The sequence below is a fragment of the Spirosoma flavus genome, from assembly GCF_054778555.1.
Genome location: NZ_BAAGZL010000001.1, coordinates 1,158,167 through 1,178,836 on the forward strand (window position 1 = coordinate 1,158,167; position 20,670 = coordinate 1,178,836).

Below are 20,670 nucleotides of genomic sequence, written 5' to 3' on the forward strand. Positions count from 1 at the left end.
TACGAAACAGGTCTTTCTTTGCCAAACCCTTTCGGACGGGCGACGGTTTCGGCGGGATAAGTGGTTGGTTTGGCGATGAGCGAGATAACGCTATTTTTGTACGTAACGAAATACAACCACCTAGCTGAAACGTACTTCTATGAATCATCGCTTCATCCCTTATCTATCCGTTCTGCTGCTGGCTGCGGGTTTCAACGCCTGTAGAACAAAGGCTCCTACTACGGCGGGGACGACAGTAAACCAGAGTCAGGGCGTCTATCAATACCGCGACGAAGATCCGACCGTTAAACCCTTTTTCTCTGATCGTGTGGGCGTTATCGGACGTAACGGAATGGTCGCGTCGGCACACCCCGAAGCGTCGCAGGTAGGTCTTAAGATTTTGCAGGCTGGTGGAAATGCGGTCGATGCCGCCGTGGCGGTGCAGTTTGCGCTGGCGGTGGTGTATCCGGGTGCCGGTAATATTGGCGGGGGCGGATTTATGGTCTATCGCGATAATGCTGGTAAAGCCTACACACTCGATTATCGGGAAAAAGCACCCGGCCGAGCCACTCAGAATATGTACCTCGATTCGGCGGGGAACGTTCGACCGGGATTGAGTATCAGCGGGCATCTGGCCAGTGGCGTACCGGGTTCGGTCGATGGGATGGCCGAAGCGCATAAGAAGTTTGGTAAACTGACCTGGGCACAGGTGGTGCAACCCGCCGTCGATCTGGCCGCAAAAGGTTTTGCGCTCACCGAGCGAGATGCGCTGGGCCTGAATCGTATCAAAACAGATCTGAATACGATTAATCCGGGTAAAACGTATTTCCTGAAAAGCCCCGTTCCGACAGACACGACTACATGGCACAAAGGTGATTTATTTGTTCAGGCTGATCTGGCGAAAACGATGCAACGTATTCAGACACAGGGGCGGGCGGGTTTTTACGAAGGCGAAACCGCACGACTGCTGGCCGAAGAAATGGTACGTGGCAATGGTCTGATTACTGAAGAAGATTTGAAAAATTATCACTCTGTCTGGCGCGAACCGATTCAGGCGAAGTACAAAGAATACAACGTAATAACGATGCCGCCGACGTCCAGCGGGGGCGTAGCACTGCTGCAAATGATGCGCTTTACAGAACCGTATCCGCTACGTCGCTGGGGATGGAACCGCGACAGTACGGTGCAGGTGATGATTGAAGCCGAACGACGCGTTTACGCCGACCGCGCCAAATTTCTGGGTGATCCAGATTTTGTTAAAGTCCCTGTCAGTCAACTCATCAGCCCTGATTACCTGAAAAACCGGTGGACGGATTTCTCCTGGGCAAAAGCTACCGACAGCCGTAACGTAAAAGGCGGTTCTATTCCCGGCTACGAAAGTCTGGAAACGACCCATTTTTCGGTAGTCGATAAAGATGGAAACGCTGTTAGCATCACCACTACGTTAAATGGCGGCTACGGCAGCCGGGTTGTTGTGGGGGGCGCGGGCTTTTTCATGAACAATGAAATGGACGATTTCAGCGTGAAACCGGGCGTTCCAAATATGTTCGGATTAATTGGGAATCAGGCCAATGCCATTGCACCCAATAAACGGATGCTCTCGTCGATGACACCGACGATTCTGGAGAAAAATGGGAAACTGTTTATGGTGGTCGGTACGCCGGGTGGCTCCACCATTATTACGTCGGTTTACCAGACCATCCTGAACGTAATCGAGCACGGCATGACCATGCAGCAGTCGGTAAACGCGCTTAAATTCCACCACCAGTGGCTGCCTGATAAAACCATTTTCGAGAACGGCGCTTTTTCTGAAGCGACAATTCAGGCGTTACAGAACCGGTCTTATATCCTGGAAAAACTGACCAATACGTTGGGGCGAATGGATTGCGTTCTGATACGTCCCGACGGTTCCTACGAAGGAGCTTCCGACCCACGCGCCGACAATACGGCAAGAGGGTATTAATGATGAGTAGCGTGGGTGGAAACCCGCAGTTTTGAACTATAGTCTGCGGGTTTCCACCCACGCTACTACTTTAATTTCTCATTATCCCGGTGCCGGGTCGCATCTCGGATGTTTTTCTTGGCTAGATTCTTCTCGAAAGCCTCCGTCAGATCGATACCAGTCTGGTTGGCGAGGCAAATGAGCACCCACAATACGTCGGCCATTTCGTCACCGAGGTCTTTGTTCTTATCCGACTCTTTTTCTGACTGTTCGCCGTAACGCCGGGCAATAATTCGGGCTACTTCGCCGACTTCTTCAGTCAGCATCGCCATGTTGGTGAGTTCGTTGAAATACCGAACGCCAACGGTTTTAATCCATTCGTCGACAGTAGCTTGCGCGTCTTTAAGAGTCATATAGGCTGGGCCAAGCTCTGTTTGGCCTTTTGTGTTCTTTTTAGGCCAAACAGAGCTTGGCCCAGCCCTTATTTCTCCGGTACAAACGTCAATGAACTAAACTGATCTTCCTGAAAGGCTTCCTGCGCCAAATCTTGCAGCTGAGCAGACGTAACAGATTTGATGTCGTTGAAAATATCCGTCAGCGATTCTACTCGGTTGATATCCAGTAGACTTTTGGCCATCATCAGCATGAAACTGTTGTTGCTTTCTTCGGCCATCGCCAGCTGACCAATCAATTGCTCCTTCGTTTGGTGAAGTTGCAACGTAGTAAGCGGTTGTTCGCGCAGCCGCTTCAACTCTTTCATAATCAGTGAATGAGCCTTCTCCACTTTTTTAGGATCGGTGCCAAAATAGATCCCCAGAAAACCAGTATCCAGATATGGCGTATAACTGGCGTCGATGGAATAAACCAGACCGTATTTCTCACGCAGATTCAGATTCAGCCGGGAGTTCATGCCGGGGCCGCCGAGCAAATTTACCAGCATGAAAAACGGCAACCGACGCACATCGGTTAGACCATAAGCCGGGCGCCCTAATGCGCACTGCGCCTGCGTAATGGGTCGCTCTACTTTCGTTTGGCGCGGTACATAATCTGTGGGTGTTTTCCGCTGGCGAGCCGCTTGCTGGGTTGGTACGTCGCGGAAGTATTTTTCGGCAATTTTTACGACCTGTTTAAACGGTAGCTTGCTTACCGATGCAAATACAATCCGGCTGGTGTCGTAGTTCTCGGCAATGAACCGCTGCAAATCCTCACGTCGGAACGAGCCTACGGTTTCAGTAGTACCCAAAATATTTCCGCCGAGGGCGTGGTTTGGGAAAACCAGCTCGTCGAAATCGTCCTGAATCGCGTCTTCGGGCGAGTCGTAATACATCGCCATTTCTTCCAGAATTACATCTCTTTCCCGCTCGATCTGCTTTTCGGGAAACACCGAATGGAACGTAATATCGGCAAGCAATTCGGTCGCTTTCTCAAAATGAACGCCCAGCACCGACGCATGGAAACAAACTTTTTCCTTCGTGGTGTAGGCATTTAATTCACCCCCAACCGTTTCCAGCCGGGTAATAATGTGGTAGGATTTTCGTTTCTCCGTACCTTTGAATGCCATGTGTTCCCAGAAATGGGCAAGTCCCTGCTGATGAGGCTGTTCGTCTCGGCTCCCAATGTCGAGCATAATGCCACAGTGGGCAATCTGCGTGTGCGGAATTTGTTTATGCGCAATTCGAATGCCGTTAGGCAGAGTATATACTTCGTAATCTTCCATTCTTAACAATTTACGCAGTCGTAACGACGTATTAAGCGTACTAATGATAACCGCATCTACTCCGCCCCGGTTCCTGATTATCCAGACTGCTTTTATTGGCGACGTCATTCTGGCGACGGCGTTACTTGAACAGCTACACAAAGCCTGGCCCAACGCTACACTCGACGTACTGGTACGAAAAGGAAACGAGGGGTTATTGGCGAATCATCCGTTCCTGAATGACGTATTGATCTGGCATAAAAAGGGCACCAAATATCGGGATTTATGGCGATTGTTACGTATCGTCCGTAACCGGAAATATGACGCCGTTCTGAATCTGCAACGCTACGGCACGATGGGCATGCTCACGGTTTTGTCGGGCGCAAAACAGACGATTGGTTTCGACAAAAATCCGTTTTCCCGATTTTTTACAAAATGTGTAGCGCACCGTTTCGAACCGGGCGTGCATGAAGTTGATCGGAATTTTGGTCTTCTTAAAGCGCTGGATAGTCAGCGAGCGTCCAGAGTTCAGCAACAAACTCAACCGAAATTATACCCGTCGATGGCTGATTATGAGGCCGTGAAGCCTTATCAGCAGCGCCGTTACGTTTGTATGGCGCCAATGTCGGTCTGGTTCACGAAACAATACCCCGCCGAGCGATGGGTAGAGTTAATACAGATGCTGCCGGAAGACGTAACGGTGTATTTATTGGGCGCTCCCACCGACACAGCAGCCTGCGAAACCATTCGGCAATCAACCGGACGTAGTGAAACTGTAGTAAATCTGGCGGGAAAATTGAGTTTATTGCAATCGGCTGCGTTGCAACAGAGCGCGGTAATGAATTACGTAAACGACTCAGCCCCTTTGCATTTGTGTTCGTCAATGAACGCACCCACAACAGCCATTTTTTGCTCGACCGTACCAGAGTTTGGTTTTGGGCCACTGTCCGACGTATCGCGCGTGGTGCAGACGCCGGAAAAACTGGATTGCAAGCCCTGCAATTTACACGGTCGGACGGCCTGTCCGCTGGGGCATTTCCGTTGTGCCTGGGGAATTCAGGTGGAGGAACTGGCGAAACTTGATTTATAAAAGCCTTTTTCAGAAAGTATTCGGTTAGGGCATATAAGTAATTCCGAGCGAGCCCGGCAGGATGCGGCCAGTGGGTCCTTGCGTAATCGGGCTTAGCTGATAACAGCAAGGATATGCGCTATGGCGTCGGGAGCATGCAGGGCATCGGTCTGCTCCAGCGTTAATTTGGCCGTTTCGGAAGCTCTGGAAAGCATCTGTTTTTCATAAGCGGCCAGGGCGGAATGTGTATCCGGGAACGTATCACTGGTCAGGCATTCGCTCAGTTCCAGCGCGTCCAGCATCGCCATATTCACGCCTTCGCCTGCATAGGGGGGCATTAGGTGAGCGGCATCGCCGAGCATGGTTAGATTCGGCTGCGTTTCCCAACTCTGATCCAGCGGCATGCAGTACTGCGGACGTACTGTCAACGGCAATTCTGCATTTTCAAACAAGGTAAGCCAGATGGGGCCCCATCCTGCAAACTCTTCTTTAAACCAGTTGATTACCTGCGCTTTATCCGCGAAATTGACAGTACTTTCCCGATTCCAGTGCTCTTCGGTTTTGCAACCCGTGTAAAATACCAGGCTGCCATCGCCTTTTGAACTGACGATGATTGATTTCTCATTACCAAACGCAAAGATTTTTCCCCCATTCACAAGCTGGTTCAGTTCGGGTACTGCTGTTTCAGCCTGATACACACTTCCTTCTACAATCGTTACGCCTGAATAAAAAGGTTTAATCGACGTAATGAGTGGACGTATTTTCGAATTGGCTCCGTCGGCGGCAATCACTACGTCGGCCACAACAGACGTATCGTTCTGAAATTCAAGTTTCCAGGAGTCGTCTATCGGCGTTAAGTTGAGTAAATAACTGTTCCACACCACTGTATCGGGTTTCAGTGAATCCAGCAGGATAGCTCGCAATGGGCCCCGGTCAATTTCGGGTCGGAACGTATCATCGCCGAACGTAGCGTCACCCGTATCTTCATGTTGATCAAAGACAACCGTTGCACCTTTGTCCATGATACGTAGCCGGTCGGCGCCGGGACGGAAATTCGCTTTAAACGCATCCATTAAGCCGGCTTTCTGAATCGCCTTTAATCCAGATTCATCATGTAAATCCAACGTAGCACCCTGCACCCTGACATTCCGGTTCAGGTCTCGTTCATAAACGTTTACCGTAGCACCGCTACGTTGCAAAAGTCGGGCAAGCGTTAACCCGCCGGGGCCACCGCCCACAATGGCTATTTTTTTATTGATGATTGTATTCATGATATTATTCGTGTTAATTCTCACTTCAGCATTCCTTTAATTACAGCTTCGCAACAGTCCAGAATCAACTCTTCGGTAACAATCTGACGAGGTCGAACTTCATAATCGAAGTACTCTTTAATCAAATCATGGACGGGGGCAAACAGTAAAGCTCTATAAACGTCGTGGTGGAAATCGCTGATAATGCCAGCCTCGGCGTTACGTCTTAAGAAGCGGTTTACCGGTCCAAAAAACTGGCCTTCTTCGATGTTACGTTCGTGAAAAGCTTTGTTTAACAGCGGTGAGTATTTTCCATATTGCATCAGAGCGAATGAAGGGCGGTTACTCTTGAAGTAATTGAACGTATTGAGCCAGATTTTTTTTACGCCCCCTGCAAACTCCGCCGTTTCATCAAAATCTTCCAATACAGCCGCTTCATAGTCGCCTAATACGTTGTCAATGAAGAGTTTTATCAGGAAGTCTTCTTTGTTCTCGTACTTGATATAGATCGTACGGGGCGATACGTTAGCCGCCTTCGCCAGCCGCTGCATACTCAGGTTTTCCAACCCTTCTTCAGCAATCAGCTGAAGCGCTGTCTGTCGAATGGCATCTTCCTTATCTAAATTTTTAGGTCTCATAAACAACTATCCTGATTTGTTGAAGCATATTTTAGTAAGTAAACGTTTATTTACTAATTAAGTTTCTATACCTTTGTAGAAATTTTTGTGTTACTCTCTAAATAGTTACCAGCTAATGGCACTCAAACACTTGAATATAGCTGTGCCCGATGTGGCGCAAACTAAAACCTTCTTCGAAACGTATTTTGGCTTTCAAACACAGGAAGTTAAAGGCGATAACATCATTGCCATTCTGGAAGATAAGGATGGGTTTATCCTGTCAATCAGCAACTTTACGAAAGCTGAAATACCCCAGTATCCGACTGATTTCCACGTCGGTTTTGTGCAGGAATCGCCTGAACAGGTTCTGGTGGTGTACGAAAGAATGAAAGAAGATGGGCTTGACGTTGGAAAAGAGCCCAAAACGTATGGAGGGCGTGGTACCATGTCGTTCTACGTAGCAGCACCGGGGAATGTTCTGGTGGAGGTTTTGTGTATCATCTAATGACTCTCTGGCTCAGCCACGTCCAGAACACAAAAAAAGGCGAAGAAACTTGCTTTCTCCGCCTTTTCGAAAATGGTAATTTGTTGTGTTATACTTCTTCCGTCTGTAACTGCTTTTCGTAAAGCTCGCGGTACGAACCGTTTAGGGCCAGCAGTTCGTCGTGAGTACCTTGTTCGATAATTTCGCCGTCGTCGAGCATAATGATGTGGTCGGCGAGTTTGGCGGAGGAAACGCGGTGCGAAATTACTACCGAGGTCCGGTCGTCCATGATACGTTGCAGGTTGTTCAGGATGATGTTTTCGGTGTTGGTATCAACCGCTGAAAGGCAATCGTCAAGAATCAGGATTTTGGGATCACGAGCGATGGCGCGGGCAATGCTCAGTCGCTGCTTTTGTCCGCCCGACAACGTAACGCCACGTTCACCCACGCGCGTCTCGAACTGCTCCGGGAAATCCAGTACGTTTTGGTACAGGTCGGCGTCACGTAGCGCCTGTTCTACGCGCTCCTGCGGCAGATCGGGTTTGCCGAAACGGACGTTGTTGCTGATGGTTTCCGAAAACAGGAAAACGTCCTGCGGTACGTAGCCCATTTGCTCACGTAGCGAGGTCAGGTTGTAGTCTTTAATCGGAATCCCATCAACCCGAATTTCGCCCGACGATACGTCGTACATGCGGGTTATCAGGTTGGCCAGCGTACTTTTGCCGGAACCAGTCGTTCCCAGAATCGCTACGCTTTCGCCCGCCCGAACGTGCATCGAGAAATCTTTGATCGCGACGATTCCAGAATCCGGATACACGAACCTGACGTTCTTAAATTCAACCTCGCCCTTAATAACGTGCTGTATATTTTTCTGCGAAACGATGTCGGTTTTGATGTTCAGAAACTCGTTGATACGTTGTTGAGAAGCAGCCGCCCGTTGAGTCTGACTAGTCGTCCAGCCGAGGGCCATCACAGGCCACGTCAGCATGTTAACGTAAAGAATGAACTCGGTGATGTTACCCGGTGTGAGTCGGCCCGCCATAATTTCCTGGCCGCCTACGTAAATCACCAGTACGTTGCTCAACCCAACCAGAATGGCGATGATAGGAAAAAACAGCGAATCGATACGTGTTAAACCCAGCGCTTTGTTACGGTATTCATCACTTTCAACTTCAAATTTTGCGGCTGAATTATTCTCCTGCACAAATGCTTTCAATACCCGAATACCCGAAAATGCTTCCTGTACATAAGTCGATAGTCGTGACAACGAACGCTGAATTTCTTCAGATCGCTGGATAATAATATTGTTGACCAGATAAATAGCTATCGACAGAACCGGCAATGGTAGTAGTACATAAAGCGACAACCGGGCATTGATGCTAACCATGTAGCTGATAACCAGAACGAACAAGACAAGAAGGTTTAGCCCGTACATGATACTCGGGCCAATGTACATCCGCACTTTGCTCACGTCTTCCGAAATCCGGGCCATCAAATCGCCGGTGTTGTGTTGGCGATAAAAGCTAAGCGGCAGGGTCTGGTAATGGTCGTAAATCTCGTTTTTCAGGTCGTACTCCACGTGCCGCGACATAACGATCAGCGTCTGGCGCACCAGAAACAGAAAGAAACCTTTTAGTAATGCCATCACCAGCGTCATCACGCCAAAGAGCAGAATGCTGAAGGCAAATACGTCGTACAGACCCGATTGCAGCGCCGTTTGATCGTAGAGATAATAGACGTCGAGCGTTTCCCGAACCAGATCGAGGGCATAGCGGACGAGCTGTGCCGGGAAAATGCCAAACAGGTTGGATATGGCCGTAAAAATGGTTCCCAGTATTAAATACCACTTATACTTGACCAGGTATTTATTAAGATAGGCGAGGGCTTTCACGAAGTAACGTAGCAGGCTTTTTTTCGTAACCGCAGGGGGGCGGGAAAAGTTGCAGGCCATTCAAAGAGCGAAAGAATGAAACCGGGCCGCCGGAGCGGAGTGAAAGAGCAAATTCCACCCGGCAGGACCTCTTTCACGCTTTCATTCTTTCGCTCTTTTTCCTTAATTTTGTAGAAAAATCAGTTCTTTTTCATCCCGGTAGTATATCAGATTCAGGCAGATGCTCAACAGGCGACTACTTCGAATAAAGGTCATGCAGGCGTTGTATGCGCTTCGGCAGGCCGAATTCTCTAATCAACAACTAGCCCTCGATGGCATCAACGACCTCTTCCAACCCGATCTGAATTCGATGCAGCCGCAGAACAAGCGGCAACTCGAAGGCTACCGTAAATTGGCCGAAGTTCTCTTTCAGGAAGCCATTAAATCGAATCAGCCCGCTCAGGATAACGACGCGCCCACGCGGGTGTTGAAAGCGGCTAATGATGGCTACATTTTTTATCAGGCACGTACCAAACGAGACCGGACACACCTCGCACAAATGATGGTGAAACAGGTCAACAGTATCTACGACGATTATTTGCGGGTACTTTTATTATTGGTCGATCTGGGACGCGCGGCACGTATCGACCGCGAACGAACGTACCGTGATCCCGATGAAACTCCGTTTCCGTTTGAGTCAGATCTGAATGACAATATAGTTATTCAGGCGCTGGCCGAGCATCAGCCACTACGTAACGAAGCGCTACGTCACAACATTACGTGGGCCGACGATCTGCCTTTCGTACGAAAAGCAGTACGGGAAGTACTGAAAACTGACGATACGTATCGGGCCTATTGCGAACAGAAAACCCATACGGCTGAGGAAGATCAAACATTGGCACAATACGTGCTTAGGACATTGATATTCAAGCACGAAACAATACGTGGACACCTGGCCGAAATTGACCTGAGCTGGGCAGAAAACAGTGAGGTCGTTCGGGGATTGGCTATCCGTACGTTGAAGTCGGTACAGAGCATGACGGGTCTGCAACTCGAACCGTTGACCGACGACTGGGAAGAAGACGAGCTGTTTTTGAATACGTTGTTTCAGAAATCGCTGGAGAACGAGACCGAATACGAACAATTACTGGCCGATCAGCTTCAGAACTGGGATGTTGAGCGCGTAGCGATGCTTGATAGAATAATTTTGAAACTGGCTGTTTGTGAATTGCTTAGTTTTCCAAACATTCCGGTGAAAGTAACGATTAACGAATATATCGAGCTGGCGAAGGCGTATAGTACGCCCAAAAGCGGTAAATTTGTCAATGGTATACTAGACAACCTGTCCGAGAAATTACAAGCCTCGGGCCGTTTGCGCAAAAGCGGACGCGGGTTGCTGGACAATAAATAGCGTTATAAAGTCGTAAAGTTGTAAGACTTGAAAGTTGTAAAGTTATAGAGTCATAAGGTTGTAAAGTTGGCTGACGCGCCTTAAACTCCACAACTTTATAACCTTATGACTCTATAACTTTACAACTTCACACTCTATAGCCCTATAACTTTACAACTGTAGTGACATGAACAGAATTGGCCGAGATTTAACCTTTTTACTGACGGGCATTGCCGTCGGTTCGCTCTTTGGCTTGCTCTATGCGCCTGACAAAGGGAAAATTACCCGTGATAGACTTTCATTCCGGTTGTCGAAATACCGGGAGCAAATAAATCAATTGCTTGATGATTTAGGGAAATCTGTCGAGGTGCCTGAAAACTCATCGAAAAATGAAGGGCAGCGCGTTGTGAACGACGCTCGCGAAAAAGCCGAACGACTGTTGGAAGACGTGGACCGTCTTATGGCCCAGATCAAACAGCAAAACGCATAATTGTTTAGTTGTAAGGTTATACGGTTATAAAGTTGTAGAGTTACAGACAGTTTGAACTATACAATTTTACAACCGTATAACCTTATAACCCTATAACTATACAACCCAAAATGCACCTCAAGAATTGGTTATTCGTAGCGGCTGTTAGTGCTATTGGCATGGTTCAGATGAGTTGCGATAACCGCCAGCAGGGAGAAGCTTCGAAGCAGGCGGCTTCTGGAAAAATGCCGAAAATCACGTTCGAGCAGAAAGATATTTACGACTTTGGGACGCTTACCGAAGGCGACACTGTTGAACATGATTTTGCCTTTACAAATACCGGCGAATTTCCGCTGATTATCAACAACATAACGGCTTCCTGCGGTTGTACTACCCCCGATTGGCCGCATGAACCCGTTGCGCCCGGTAAGAAATCGTCGGTACGTGTGCGTTTTAATAGTCGGGGCAAAAGTGGGCAACAGAATAAAACCATCACCATTTTTGCCAATACCGAACCGGCTATGACCGACCTGCAATTTAAGGCTATGGTCAACCCCAAACCCACGTCAAATTAATTAACCCAGAATAGTTTACCGTTTTCTGTAGGTTTGTATTTCCATTGTAAACTCACAGAAAACCGTAAACTCGCTTAACACCGTTTCCTATGTATTCCATTCTTTTACAAGCCCCCGCCGGTAATACGTCCATGATTTACAACGTATTACTTTGGATTGGTATCATCGGTATTTTTTACTTTTTCATGATTCGTCCGCAACAGAAAAAGCAGAAAGACCAGAAAAGTTTTGTTGATAACCTCAAAAAGGGCGATAACGTAGTAACTATTGGTGGGCTTCATGGCAAAATTGCTTCCGTTGAAGGCACGACCGTTACGCTCGAAGTTGACCGGGGGGTGAAAATGACGTTCGAGAAGACATCCATCTCGCGCGAAGCTTCCGCAAAGCCAGCCGAAGAGACTAAGTAACCACCAGGTTTGTTTTCCTTTAATTTGTGAATACCCACACACAGAACGTCCGCTCTTTTCAGCCTGCTAAAGCCTTGCTTTGCGTGGTAGCGGCTACGTTATTCTGGTTGCTCAGTGCGCTGAATAAGCCGGGTTATACGCTCAATGTAGAGTATCCGATCCGGTTTGTTTACAACGATTCGCTGTATATTCCCACTTCCCCGTTGCCACGTACCGTCCGTGTGAACGTATCAAGCGATGGCTGGGGGTTACTTCGGCATTCGTGGCTACCCTTTCGGGTCGATCCCATCAACTACGTAGTCGAAAAACCCTTGCAGACAACCGCTATCAACACGGCATCGCTGGCGGCAGCAATAACCGAACACGTTAAAAAACTGCACGTTAACCACGTTATTGCTGACACGATGGAGATTAGTTTCGACCGGCGTCTGACTAAAACGATTCAGTTGCGGCCCGACAGTCTGCACATCAATCTGGCACCGCGCTACGTTGTGTCGAGCGTTATTAATCTGACGCCCAGAACCATTCAGATTGAAGGACCAGCCAAACTGGTACGTGGTTTGCCAGATACGATACTGGTCAAAATTCCGCGCAAACGTATCGCCGACAACTACGACGACGAACTTCCACTCATATCGCTACGTCACCCTCTGCTTCACTCCAGCACTGATCGCGTTGCAGTAAGTTTCGAAGTGGGCGAACTGCTATCACCGCCAAATGGCGAAAAAGCAAAATAGTGAAAGAGCGATCCTACCGGATGGTAAAACCTACTGGCGGGTAATTCGCTCTTTCGCTCTTTCAATATATGACTCCACTCCAGATTGGCGTAACCGGCGGTATTGGTTCGGGCAAAAGCGTGGTTTGCCAGGTGTTTCAGGCTTTGGGTATTCCGGTTTATGAAGCCGATACACGCGCCAAATGGCTAACAGAACATGATCCGATTCTGAAAGCAGACATCAGTCGCGTACTGGGTTCTAACGCTTATGATACGTTGGGACGTTACAATCGGGGTTGGGTAGCTTCGCAGGTGTTCGCCGATCCTGAATTACTAAAAGCACTAAACGGCGTTATCCATCCACGTGTCTTCGCTGATACTGATTTGTGGGTTAGTCAGCAGGTTGGAAAGCCTTACGTTATTAAAGAAGCAGCCATAATGAAGGCGGCAGGTGACAATAATAATCTCGATAAAGTAATTGTTGTACACGCCCCCCTCGACCTACGGATTGAGCGCATCAGCAAGCGCGACCCGCATCGTTCGCGAGAAGAAATTCTGCATATTATTGAGCGTCAGGTAAGTGACGATGAACGATTACGTATTGCCGATTACGTAGTACAGAACGACGAACAACAGCTTCTTTTACCCCAGATTGTGCGGTTACACGAAGAATTTTTGCGTTTGCAATCGGCTTAATGGACGCGTTGCTGTAATTTGGGCTATCACTTCTGAATAGCCTGAAACATGAAACAATTCTCTATTTTTTGCCTCGCTTGCGTCTGTAGTTTTCTGCTCGGAGCCTTCATTAACAGCAACGATACGCAAAAGCCCATTACGTCCGGTATGGTCGAAGTGGCGGCACAGGTGTTTGGCCTGGAATTTACGCCGGCGGAGCGCGATTCGATGCTCGATAACCTGAACAATGCTCGCCAGAATTACGAAGCACTACGTAAGATTGAATTAACCAACGACGTAGCGCCGGCATTGTATTTCAATCCGTTACCAGCCGGTTTTGCCATGCCTACCGGTCAGTCGTCATTTAAAGCGTCGGCGGCTGAAAAGGTAACGCTACCCAAAAATCGCGATGAACTCGCTTTTTATACCGTCGGTCAGTTAGGACAACTTATCCGGACAAAACAGATTTCTTCTGTCGAATTGACGCAATTTTTTCTGGATCGTCTTAAAACATATGACGCTAAACTACACTGCGTTATCTCCTTGACCGATGAGCTAGCTATGAGTCAGGCCAAGCGCGCCGACGCTGAGTTGAAAGCAGGAAAATACCGGGGTCCACTGCATGGCATTCCATACGGAGCCAAAGATTTGCTGGCAACCAAAGACTACAAAACCACCTGGGGTGCCGAGCCGTATAAAGACCAGACAATCAACATGAACGCTACGGTTGTTCAGCGATTGGAGGAAGCCGGAGCCGTTTTATGCGGTAAAATGACGTTAGGCGCTTTAGCCATGGGCGACGTGTGGTTTGGCGGCAAAACCCGTAATCCGTGGAATACAGAAAACGGTTCCAGCGGCTCCTCGGCGGGGTCTGCGTCGGGCGTGTCGGCGGGTTTGTTACCGTTTGCTATCGGTACCGAAACGCTGGGTTCAATTGTTTCACCGTCAACGATTTGTGGCACTACGGGCCTGCGTCCCACGTTCGGGCGCGTGAGTCGACATGGAGCGATGGCCCTGAGCTGGAGTATGGACAAAATTGGACCCATTACCCGCTCGGTGGAGGATTGTGCGCTGGTGTTCAACGCTATCTATGGCCCCGATGGAAACGATCCAACTGTAATGGCGGCACCGTTCCGTTACGCGCCACTTGCTACGTTAAAAGGCGTTCGAATTGGTTACGTAAAGAAAGCTTTTGAAAGCAATTACCCCAACCGGGCTACCGATTCGCTCACACTCCAAACGCTACGTAGTTTAGGCGCTGAGCTTATTCCGTTTGATTTGCCAACTGGTGTTCCCGCCAACCGGATTTCGTTTCTGCTGAGCGCCGAAGCAGCCGCTTCATTCGATGAACTCACTCGTTCCGGTCGCGATGATTTACTGGCTCGTCAGACAAAAAATGCCTGGCCAAATTCGTTTCGGTCATCGCGGTTTGTTCCGGCTGTTGAGTACATTCAGGCTAATCGGGCACGTACCAAACTCATCAACGAAATGGCAACCCAGCTTAAAGCCGCAAAAATCGATGTCTACGTATCACCAACCTACGCGGGTGGTAATCTGGCGCTTACGAACTTAACGGGTCACCCATGCGTAGTGCTCCCTAATGGATTTACGAAGCAAAATCTGCCAACCAGTATTACGTTCATGGGGCAGTTGTTTGAAGAAGGCAAAGTGCTGGCCATTGCCAAAGCCTACCAAGATGCTACGTCCTGGCATAAAAAACATCCGGTTTTGTAATAACCTACATCGCTGACCAGTCTATTTTTTCAAAGGCCACTACGTTGTCAAAATTTGACTGACCACGTAGTGGCCTTTAGCTAACACGAAACAAACTATCTTCATGTCTAGTGGTTTATTATACAAATAGACAACAAACGTTATGAAAGGATTGGTGATAATGCTCGGCCTGCTGGTCGTAGCTTTTGGCTGCTCGCCCCGAGTGGCCGTAGATAGTAACAGTAAGGTTGATTTTAGCAAATATAAAACGTTCACCTGGATGGATTCCGACGTAAAAGCTGGACAGAATCCGGTGTATTACAACCAGTTGGCGACGGAAAGCGTAGAGAATACAATGAGTAATGTGTTGCAGGAAAAAGGTCTGAAGGAAGACGGTAATAATGCTGATTTACTGATTGGCTATCACTTCTTTGTGGAAAACAAAACACGCACGGTCTCAAATCCAACCACCCCGTTTTATGGCCCTTATATGGGCTGGGGCCGTTGGGGGTATCGTGGCTGGGGACCAGGCTGGTGGGGATGGGCCGGCCCGCAATATCGCGAAGAAACCTACAAAGCAGGTACGCTTGTAGTCGATATGGTTGATGCCAAAACACGTAAGCTGGTTTGGCGGGGAGCGGTCGAAAATGCCGTAGCCAATCCATCACGTATCACGGCTCAACTCACCCGCGAAGCTGAACGTATTGTCGAGAAGTTTCCGGAACGTAGTAGTGAATAATTTCTGAACAAATGCAAAGAAAAAACCTCCCTGTTCTTCAGGGAGGTTTTTTCTTTATAATGAGACGTATCGCTACGTTATTTACCACAATTTATCGGGATAAGCACCTTCGTCGTGAAGCTTTTGTAAGGCGGCTTGTACCGTAGCTTTATCTTCGGGATACGTAACGCCGAACCAGGCGGATTGACTCCGGAAAACTTTGCAATGGCCTGTATCCGTCTCAATCAAGTTGGTCATCACCGTTGGAATATAAAATTCGGCTTTGGGTGAGTTTATGTTGGCCATGGCATAACTCTCGAACTGGTGTTTCACCAACGGAAAAACACTCGGCTTGAACCCCCAGAAATTCATTGAAACGGGTGTATCGGGCGAGAGTGCCGTAAGATTTTCGCCTTCTTCGAAAACGATACGTTGTTCATCTGAATCGGCAGCCTGTTCGTAGATTTTTGTCCGCTCGATTACCGACAGCAAATGGTTTTGGGCATCTACCTGACAAACGCCACGCGATACCGAACCATTTTCCGATAATGTATTTTTGAGCTCGTAGCCTACCATCGCGTGAAGCTGATCGTCAGTATCGTTTTTCAGAAAATCGCCGATTAATTGAAATGCTTCCAGGCCATAAAAATCATCGGCGTTGATTACTGCAAAAGGCGTTTGCGTGTGATGCCAGGCGCACAACATGGCATGGCCCGTTCCCCAGGGTTTAGTACGTTTCACCTCGCCAGCTTCTTCCGGTACAAACGACTCGAGCGACTGGATGGCATAATCGACCTCAATTTTTCCGGCCAGTTTTTTACCAAAAACTTCTTCAAAATCCTCACGAAGTTCTTCGCGGATAATAAACACGACCTTCCCGAAACCAGCCCGGACAGCGTCGAAAAGGGAATAATCCATGATGGTTTCGCCGTTCGGACCGAACTGGTCGAGCTGTTTGATACCACCGTAACGGCTGCCCATACCGGCGGCCAGAATCAAAAGGGTTGGTTGCATATTTCGGTTACTAAGAAATCGTTTGCTCGGCCAAAATTAGCGAACAGGAAGTTATAAAGTTGTAAGGTTATAGAGTTGTAAAGTTAGCTGGCGTACTAAAAGTTATAAAGTTGTAGGGTTGTAAGGTTGTACAGTTGGCTGGCGCATAAACTCCTTATTAGGGCCAGCCAACTGTACAACCTTACAGCCCTACAACTTTATAACTTCTTTTCTCGTCGATAAATAAAAATTTTCCTAAACAATATGCAATTTGTTTCGTTGTTAGTATAATTGTATGCTAAACAATAGTTAGTAAAGCAATTAAATTATTTACTCCAACGAAATGCCATTTTACCACGCACTCGGCCAGTTTCCGCCCAAGCGGCATACGCAGTTTCCGAAGCCTGCGGGTAGCCGCGATGCGTTTTATTATGAGCAGTTGTTTGGGACAATTGGCTTCGATGGCATGTCGTCGCTGCTATATCACGTGCACCGTCCAACGATGGTCCGTGAAGTACTGGATAGTATCGACGTGGCACCGAAGCTGGCTGTGACGAAGAACATGCTGTCACGGAAGCTGATAGGCTTTAATATCGAGCCTGCCGATGATTTTCTGGAAAGCCGGGTGCCGTTGCTGGCGAATAATGACCTGATTTTTGGGCTGGCGGCACCACGTCAGTCACTCACTACGTACTTCTACAAGAATGCCGACGCCGACGAACTGCTGTTTGTGCATCGCGGCTCCGGCAAATTGCGGACGTTGCTGGGTAATATTCCGTTTCAACAAGGTGATTATCTGGTGATTCCACGTGGTATGATTTATCAGATTGATTTTGATAATCAGGAGCAAACACGACTACTCTACGTCGAGTCACATTCGCCGATCTACACGCCAAAACGGTATCGAAATCATTTTGGGCAACTACTCGAACATGCCCCTTTCTGCGAGCGCGATATTGTTCGCCCAAGTGAACTGGAGACGCATGATGAAACCGGCGATTTTCTGATAAAAATTAAGAAACAGGGTTCGCTTCATTCGCTCGTTTACGCGTCGCATCCGTTCGACGTGGTGGGTTGGGATGGCTACAATTATCCGTACGCTTTTTCGATTTACAACTTTGAACCCATTACCGGCCGTGTGCACCAACCGCCACCTGTGCATCAGACGTTTCAGACTGATACGTTCGTAGTGTGCTCATTTGTGCCACGTTTATACGATTATCACCCGCTGGCTATTCCTGCTCCTTACAACCATTCCAACATCGACTCCGACGAGGTGATTTACTACGTCGATGGCGATTTCATGAGTCGAAACGACATCGCGCCCGGCCACATTACGTTACATCCCGGCGGCATCCCGCACGGACCAGCACCCGGTGCGATGGAACGTAGCATCGGCAAAAAAGAAACGCAGGAATACGCCGTCATGGTCGATACGTTCCGCCCGCTGATGGTAACTGAGCAAGCACTAAAAATCGACGACGGAAAGTATTATAAATCCTGGCTGGAACTCTAGCCAGGAAACAAATTTCAACATCAACAAACATGGAAGCCTTAGACCTCTTAGAACCTAAATTAGATGATTTTCTGCCGCTCAACGGCACTGACTATCTGGAGCTTTACGTTGGTAACGCCCGGCAGTCGGCCCACTATTTTCAGACAGCTTTTGGTTTTCAGCCGGTCGCGCACGCAGGTCTGGCAACGGGCCTGCGCGACCGCGAATCGTACGTAGTGCAGCAGGGGAAAATTCGGCTGGTGCTCACCTCACCGCTACATAGCAACACCGAAATTGGGCGGCACCTCGATCAGCACGGCGATGGTGTTCGGGTGGTGGCGCTTTGGGTCGATAATGCGCGGAAGGCGTTTGACGAAACCGTTCGACGGGGCGCGAAACCGTATCTGAAGCCTACGCATGAACAGGATGACTACGGCTACGTAGTACGTTCGGGGATTCACACATACGGCGATACGGTGCACGTATTTGTCGAACGTAACGATTATTCGGGCGTTTTTTTGCCGGGATACGTAGCATGGGAGCCAACGTATCAGCCCTCGGATGCGGGTCTTAACTACGTCGATCACATGGTTGGCAACGTGGGCTGGCACGAGATGAATCAGTGGATGGCTTTTTACCACGACGTAATGGGCTTCCAGCAACTGGTTTCGTTCGATGACAAGGACATTTCGACGGAATATACGGCCCTGATGAGCAAGGTAATGAGCAACGGAAATGGCCGGGTGAAGTTTCCAATTAACGAGCCCGCCGAGGGCAAAAAGAAATCGCAGATTGAAGAATATCTGGATTTTTACGGCGGTCCGGGTGTTCAGCACATCGCCGTAGCCACCGACAACATCGTGGAAACCGTAGAGATGCTACGTAGCAGGGGCGTTGAGTTTCTGAGTGTTCCTGAAACGTATTACGATCAACTGAGCGAACGTATCGGGCACATCGACGAAGAAATCGCTACGTTACGTTCGCTGAATATTCTGGCCGATCGCGATGAGGAAGGTTATCTGCTCCAGATTTTCACGAAGCCCATTTGCCCGCGCCCTACGTTGTTCTTCGAAATCATCCAGCGCAAAGGGGCCCGTTCGTTCGGGAAAGGTAATTTCAAAGCACTCTTCGAAGCCATCGAACGCGAACAGGCGTTGCGGGGAACACTTTAAAGAGTGAATGAGCGAAAGAATGAAAGAGCGTATTTCCAGCGCCGTCACTCTTTCGCTCATTCACTCTTTCACTCTTTAATCATGGACCAGACCTATTCCAAATATACCGCCGACGATCAGGCCGTTTGGCGGCTGTTGTTCGAGCGGCAGATGGCGCAGTTGCCCGGAAAAGCTAGTCAGGCTTATCTGGATGGCATTGCCGCTACAGGCTTTCGAGCCGACCGTATTCCTGATTTTGCGCAGGATTTAAATCCCCGCCTGAAAAAGCTGACGGGTTGGCACGTACACGCGGTAACGGGTCTGATCCCGAATCGTGATTTTTTTGAGCTGATGGCTAGTTGCAACTTCCCGGCCACAACCTGGCTACGTCGCCGAAATCAGTTGGAATATTTGCCCGAGCCTGATATGTTTCATGATACGTTCGGGCACGTACCGATGCTATCGAATCAGGCTTTCTGCGATTTTCTGGTCGCTTTGAGCCAGATTGCATTACGTCATATCGACAGCGACGAAGCTATCGCCATGATTTCGCGATTGTACTGGTATACCGTTGAATTTGGCCTAATTCGGGAGAGTGGAGAACTACGTATTTATGGGGGAGGCATCTTATCGTCGGTGGGCGAAACGGCTTACAGTTTATATAGTCCTGTTCCGAAACGACTACCTTACGATGTGAAAACACTGCTCCAAACGCCATACATTATCGATCATTTCCAGAAGCACTATTTTGTCATCGAATCGTTTGAACAGCTCTATCACTCTGTTACCGAGATCGAAGCCGAACTAGATAAACTGCTCCTAACGGATAAAGTATAGACCGATGTGTAATGAATAATGAATAATTTTGAATGATCAAGCCAGATAAAACTGGTCATTATCCATTCTACATTATTCATGAACCCGTGACGCATCCATCCGATACGCGTGCTTACTTTTTTAAGATTGACACCACGATAAAGAAGATTCGCAACGCCCTACAAAAGCAGTTCAACGACGCCGGTTTCGATCTGACCGTTGATCAGTGGGTTGTGATCGACCATCTTTTCCGCAATCCGGGTATCAGTCAGAATACGATTTCGGAGATGACTACCAAAGATGCGCCCACCGTTACGCGAATCATTGATCTACTAAGCCAGAAAGGGCTGAGCGAACGGCGAATGGCCGACAGCGACCGTCGTAAATTTTTGGTTTACCTGACCGAAGCGGGCGAGGCCAAATACCACGAAGTACTCCCGATTGTATCGGCCATGCGACGTAAAGGTTGGGGCGATTTAAGTGAAGAAGATTATCAGCATTTCGTCCGCATCATGGACTCAATTTATACGAATATTAGTAAAGAGTGAAAGGGTGAATGAGTGAAAGAGTGCCGCAACGGACGTTAAATATCATCCGGCAGGCCTTTCGCTCTTTCGCTCTTTCGCTCTTTCGCTCATTCACTCTT

The 20,670-nt window shown here is 48.5% G+C and carries 21 protein-coding genes; 15 read left to right on the plus strand and 6 right to left on the minus strand.

Features of this window, described 5'->3' with window-relative positions:
- Positions 1–139 precede the first annotated feature (139 nt).
- Positions 140–1,942 (plus strand): gamma-glutamyltransferase, encoded by a 1,803-nt coding sequence (gene ggt / locus ACYVF1_RS04465; RefSeq protein ID WP_461076027.1) that lies wholly within the window; start codon positions 140–142, stop codon positions 1,940–1,942.
- Positions 1,943–2,007: 65 nt separating this feature from the next.
- Here the strand turns inward: ggt and ACYVF1_RS04470 are convergent, their stop codons facing one another.
- Positions 2,008–2,334: a nucleotide pyrophosphohydrolase gene (locus tag ACYVF1_RS04470; RefSeq protein ID WP_461076029.1), complete on the minus strand. Its 327-nt coding sequence runs from the start codon at positions 2,332–2,334 to the stop codon at positions 2,008–2,010.
- Between the two features lie 68 nt (positions 2,335–2,402).
- On the minus strand, positions 2,403–3,638 hold the full coding sequence (locus ACYVF1_RS04475) for a M16 family metallopeptidase (RefSeq protein WP_461076031.1): 1,236 nt from the start codon (positions 3,636–3,638) through the stop codon (positions 2,403–2,405).
- Positions 3,639–3,681: 43 nt separating this feature from the next.
- Between ACYVF1_RS04475 and ACYVF1_RS04480 the strand changes: the two genes are divergently transcribed.
- Entirely contained in the window at positions 3,682–4,707 is a 1,026-nt protein-coding gene (locus tag ACYVF1_RS04480; protein WP_461076033.1) for a glycosyltransferase family 9 protein, read from the plus strand.
- 92 nt (positions 4,708–4,799) lie between these two features.
- Here ACYVF1_RS04480 and ACYVF1_RS04485 read toward each other — a convergent pair whose 3' ends face one another.
- Positions 4,800–5,957, minus strand: coding sequence for an FAD-dependent oxidoreductase (locus tag ACYVF1_RS04485; RefSeq protein WP_461076035.1), 1,158 nt, complete (start codon positions 5,955–5,957; stop codon positions 4,800–4,802).
- Between the two features lie 20 nt (positions 5,958–5,977).
- Entirely contained in the window at positions 5,978–6,574 is a 597-nt protein-coding gene (locus tag ACYVF1_RS04490; RefSeq protein WP_461076037.1) for a TetR/AcrR family transcriptional regulator, read from the minus strand.
- Positions 6,575–6,689: 115 nt separating this feature from the next.
- Between ACYVF1_RS04490 and ACYVF1_RS04495 the strand changes: the two genes are divergently transcribed.
- Complete coding sequence (locus ACYVF1_RS04495) at positions 6,690–7,058, plus strand: VOC family protein (RefSeq protein ID WP_461076039.1); 369 nt, start codon at positions 6,690–6,692, stop codon at positions 7,056–7,058.
- A gap of 88 nt (positions 7,059–7,146) precedes the next feature.
- On the opposite strand, the gene ACYVF1_RS04500 is transcribed toward ACYVF1_RS04495, so the two are convergent.
- Positions 7,147–8,988 (minus strand): ABC transporter ATP-binding protein, encoded by a 1,842-nt coding sequence (locus ACYVF1_RS04500; RefSeq protein ID WP_461076041.1) that lies wholly within the window; start codon positions 8,986–8,988, stop codon positions 7,147–7,149.
- 193 nt (positions 8,989–9,181) lie between these two features.
- Between ACYVF1_RS04500 and nusB the strand changes: the two genes are divergently transcribed.
- From nusB to ACYVF1_RS04540, 8 genes are all read left to right on the plus strand, one after another.
- Entirely contained in the window at positions 9,182–10,318 is a 1,137-nt protein-coding gene (nusB, locus tag ACYVF1_RS04505) for a transcription antitermination factor NusB (protein ID WP_461076042.1), read from the plus strand.
- Positions 10,319–10,484: 166 nt separating this feature from the next.
- Positions 10,485–10,787, plus strand: coding sequence for a YtxH domain-containing protein (locus ACYVF1_RS04510; RefSeq protein WP_461076044.1), 303 nt, complete (start codon positions 10,485–10,487; stop codon positions 10,785–10,787).
- 110 nt (positions 10,788–10,897) lie between these two features.
- Positions 10,898–11,341 (plus strand): DUF1573 domain-containing protein, encoded by a 444-nt coding sequence (locus tag ACYVF1_RS04515; protein WP_461076046.1) that lies wholly within the window; start codon positions 10,898–10,900, stop codon positions 11,339–11,341.
- An 89-nt stretch (positions 11,342–11,430) separates the two neighbouring features.
- Positions 11,431–11,748 (plus strand): preprotein translocase subunit YajC, encoded by a 318-nt coding sequence (gene yajC / locus ACYVF1_RS04520; protein ID WP_461076048.1) that lies wholly within the window; start codon positions 11,431–11,433, stop codon positions 11,746–11,748.
- A 26-nt stretch (positions 11,749–11,774) separates the two neighbouring features.
- A complete protein-coding gene (locus ACYVF1_RS04525) occupies positions 11,775–12,485 on the plus strand; it encodes a YbbR-like domain-containing protein (protein WP_461076050.1) in 711 nt (236 codons plus the stop codon).
- 68 nt (positions 12,486–12,553) lie between these two features.
- Entirely contained in the window at positions 12,554–13,159 is a 606-nt protein-coding gene (coaE, locus tag ACYVF1_RS04530) for a dephospho-CoA kinase (RefSeq protein ID WP_461076051.1), read from the plus strand.
- Between the two features lie 48 nt (positions 13,160–13,207).
- A complete protein-coding gene (locus ACYVF1_RS04535) occupies positions 13,208–14,872 on the plus strand; it encodes an amidase (RefSeq protein ID WP_461076053.1) in 1,665 nt (554 codons plus the stop codon).
- A 142-nt stretch (positions 14,873–15,014) separates the two neighbouring features.
- The gene (locus tag ACYVF1_RS04540) at positions 15,015–15,590 is read left to right on the plus strand and encodes a DUF4136 domain-containing protein (protein WP_461076055.1); all 576 of its coding nucleotides are present in this window, start codon (positions 15,015–15,017) and stop codon (positions 15,588–15,590) included.
- An 81-nt stretch (positions 15,591–15,671) separates the two neighbouring features.
- Here the strand turns inward: ACYVF1_RS04540 and ACYVF1_RS04545 are convergent, their stop codons facing one another.
- Positions 15,672–16,583 carry a nucleotidyltransferase family protein gene (locus ACYVF1_RS04545; RefSeq protein WP_461076057.1) on the minus strand — a complete coding sequence of 304 codons (912 nt, stop codon included), beginning with the start codon at positions 16,581–16,583 and terminating at the stop codon, positions 15,672–15,674.
- A gap of 322 nt (positions 16,584–16,905) precedes the next feature.
- On the opposite strand from ACYVF1_RS04545, the gene ACYVF1_RS04550 reads away from it, so the two are divergent.
- The 4 genes from ACYVF1_RS04550 (at position 16,906) to ACYVF1_RS04565 (ending at position 20,572) form a co-directional block, all read left to right on the plus strand.
- The gene (locus tag ACYVF1_RS04550; protein WP_461076059.1) at positions 16,906–18,078 is read left to right on the plus strand and encodes a homogentisate 1,2-dioxygenase; all 1,173 of its coding nucleotides are present in this window, start codon (positions 16,906–16,908) and stop codon (positions 18,076–18,078) included.
- Between the two features lie 29 nt (positions 18,079–18,107).
- Positions 18,108–19,229, plus strand: a complete 1,122-nt coding sequence (gene hppD / locus ACYVF1_RS04555; protein WP_461076061.1) for a 4-hydroxyphenylpyruvate dioxygenase — start codon at positions 18,108–18,110, stop codon at positions 19,227–19,229.
- 3 nt (positions 19,230–19,232) lie between these two features.
- Positions 19,233–20,045: a phenylalanine 4-monooxygenase gene (locus ACYVF1_RS04560; protein ID WP_461076062.1), complete on the plus strand. Its 813-nt coding sequence runs from the start codon at positions 19,233–19,235 to the stop codon at positions 20,043–20,045.
- An 86-nt stretch (positions 20,046–20,131) separates the two neighbouring features.
- Complete coding sequence (locus ACYVF1_RS04565; protein ID WP_461077809.1) at positions 20,132–20,572, plus strand: MarR family winged helix-turn-helix transcriptional regulator; 441 nt, start codon at positions 20,132–20,134, stop codon at positions 20,570–20,572.
- Positions 20,573–20,670 lie beyond the last annotated feature (98 nt).

Bases quoted from the DNA above. Each gene is read 5' to 3' on its own strand.
- ggt (WP_461076027.1), top strand. From the start codon at position 140: ATGAATCATCGCTTCATCCCTTATCTATCCGTTCTGCTGCTGGCTGCG.
- ACYVF1_RS04470 (WP_461076029.1), bottom strand. From the start codon at position 2,334: ATGACTCTTAAAGACGCGCAAGCTACTGTCGACGAATGGATTAAAACC.
- ACYVF1_RS04475 (WP_461076031.1), bottom strand. From the start codon at position 3,638: ATGGAAGATTACGAAGTATATACTCTGCCTAACGGCATTCGAATTGCG.
- ACYVF1_RS04480 (WP_461076033.1), top strand. From the start codon at position 3,682: ATGATAACCGCATCTACTCCGCCCCGGTTCCTGATTATCCAGACTGCT.
- ACYVF1_RS04485 (WP_461076035.1), bottom strand. From the start codon at position 5,957: ATGAATACAATCATCAATAAAAAAATAGCCATTGTGGGCGGTGGCCCC.
- ACYVF1_RS04490 (WP_461076037.1), bottom strand. From the start codon at position 6,574: ATGAGACCTAAAAATTTAGATAAGGAAGATGCCATTCGACAGACAGCG.
- ACYVF1_RS04495 (WP_461076039.1), top strand. From the start codon at position 6,690: ATGGCACTCAAACACTTGAATATAGCTGTGCCCGATGTGGCGCAAACT.
- ACYVF1_RS04500 (WP_461076041.1), bottom strand. From the start codon at position 8,988: ATGGCCTGCAACTTTTCCCGCCCCCCTGCGGTTACGAAAAAAAGCCTG.
- nusB (WP_461076042.1), top strand. From the start codon at position 9,182: ATGCAGGCGTTGTATGCGCTTCGGCAGGCCGAATTCTCTAATCAACAA.
- ACYVF1_RS04510 (WP_461076044.1), top strand. From the start codon at position 10,485: ATGAACAGAATTGGCCGAGATTTAACCTTTTTACTGACGGGCATTGCC.
- ACYVF1_RS04515 (WP_461076046.1), top strand. From the start codon at position 10,898: ATGCACCTCAAGAATTGGTTATTCGTAGCGGCTGTTAGTGCTATTGGC.
- yajC (WP_461076048.1), top strand. From the start codon at position 11,431: ATGTATTCCATTCTTTTACAAGCCCCCGCCGGTAATACGTCCATGATT.
- coaE (WP_461076051.1), top strand. From the start codon at position 12,554: ATGACTCCACTCCAGATTGGCGTAACCGGCGGTATTGGTTCGGGCAAA.
- ACYVF1_RS04535 (WP_461076053.1), top strand. From the start codon at position 13,208: ATGAAACAATTCTCTATTTTTTGCCTCGCTTGCGTCTGTAGTTTTCTG.
- ACYVF1_RS04540 (WP_461076055.1), top strand. From the start codon at position 15,015: ATGAAAGGATTGGTGATAATGCTCGGCCTGCTGGTCGTAGCTTTTGGC.
- ACYVF1_RS04545 (WP_461076057.1), bottom strand. From the start codon at position 16,583: ATGCAACCAACCCTTTTGATTCTGGCCGCCGGTATGGGCAGCCGTTAC.
- ACYVF1_RS04550 (WP_461076059.1), top strand. From the start codon at position 16,906: ATGCCATTTTACCACGCACTCGGCCAGTTTCCGCCCAAGCGGCATACG.
- hppD (WP_461076061.1), top strand. From the start codon at position 18,108: ATGGAAGCCTTAGACCTCTTAGAACCTAAATTAGATGATTTTCTGCCG.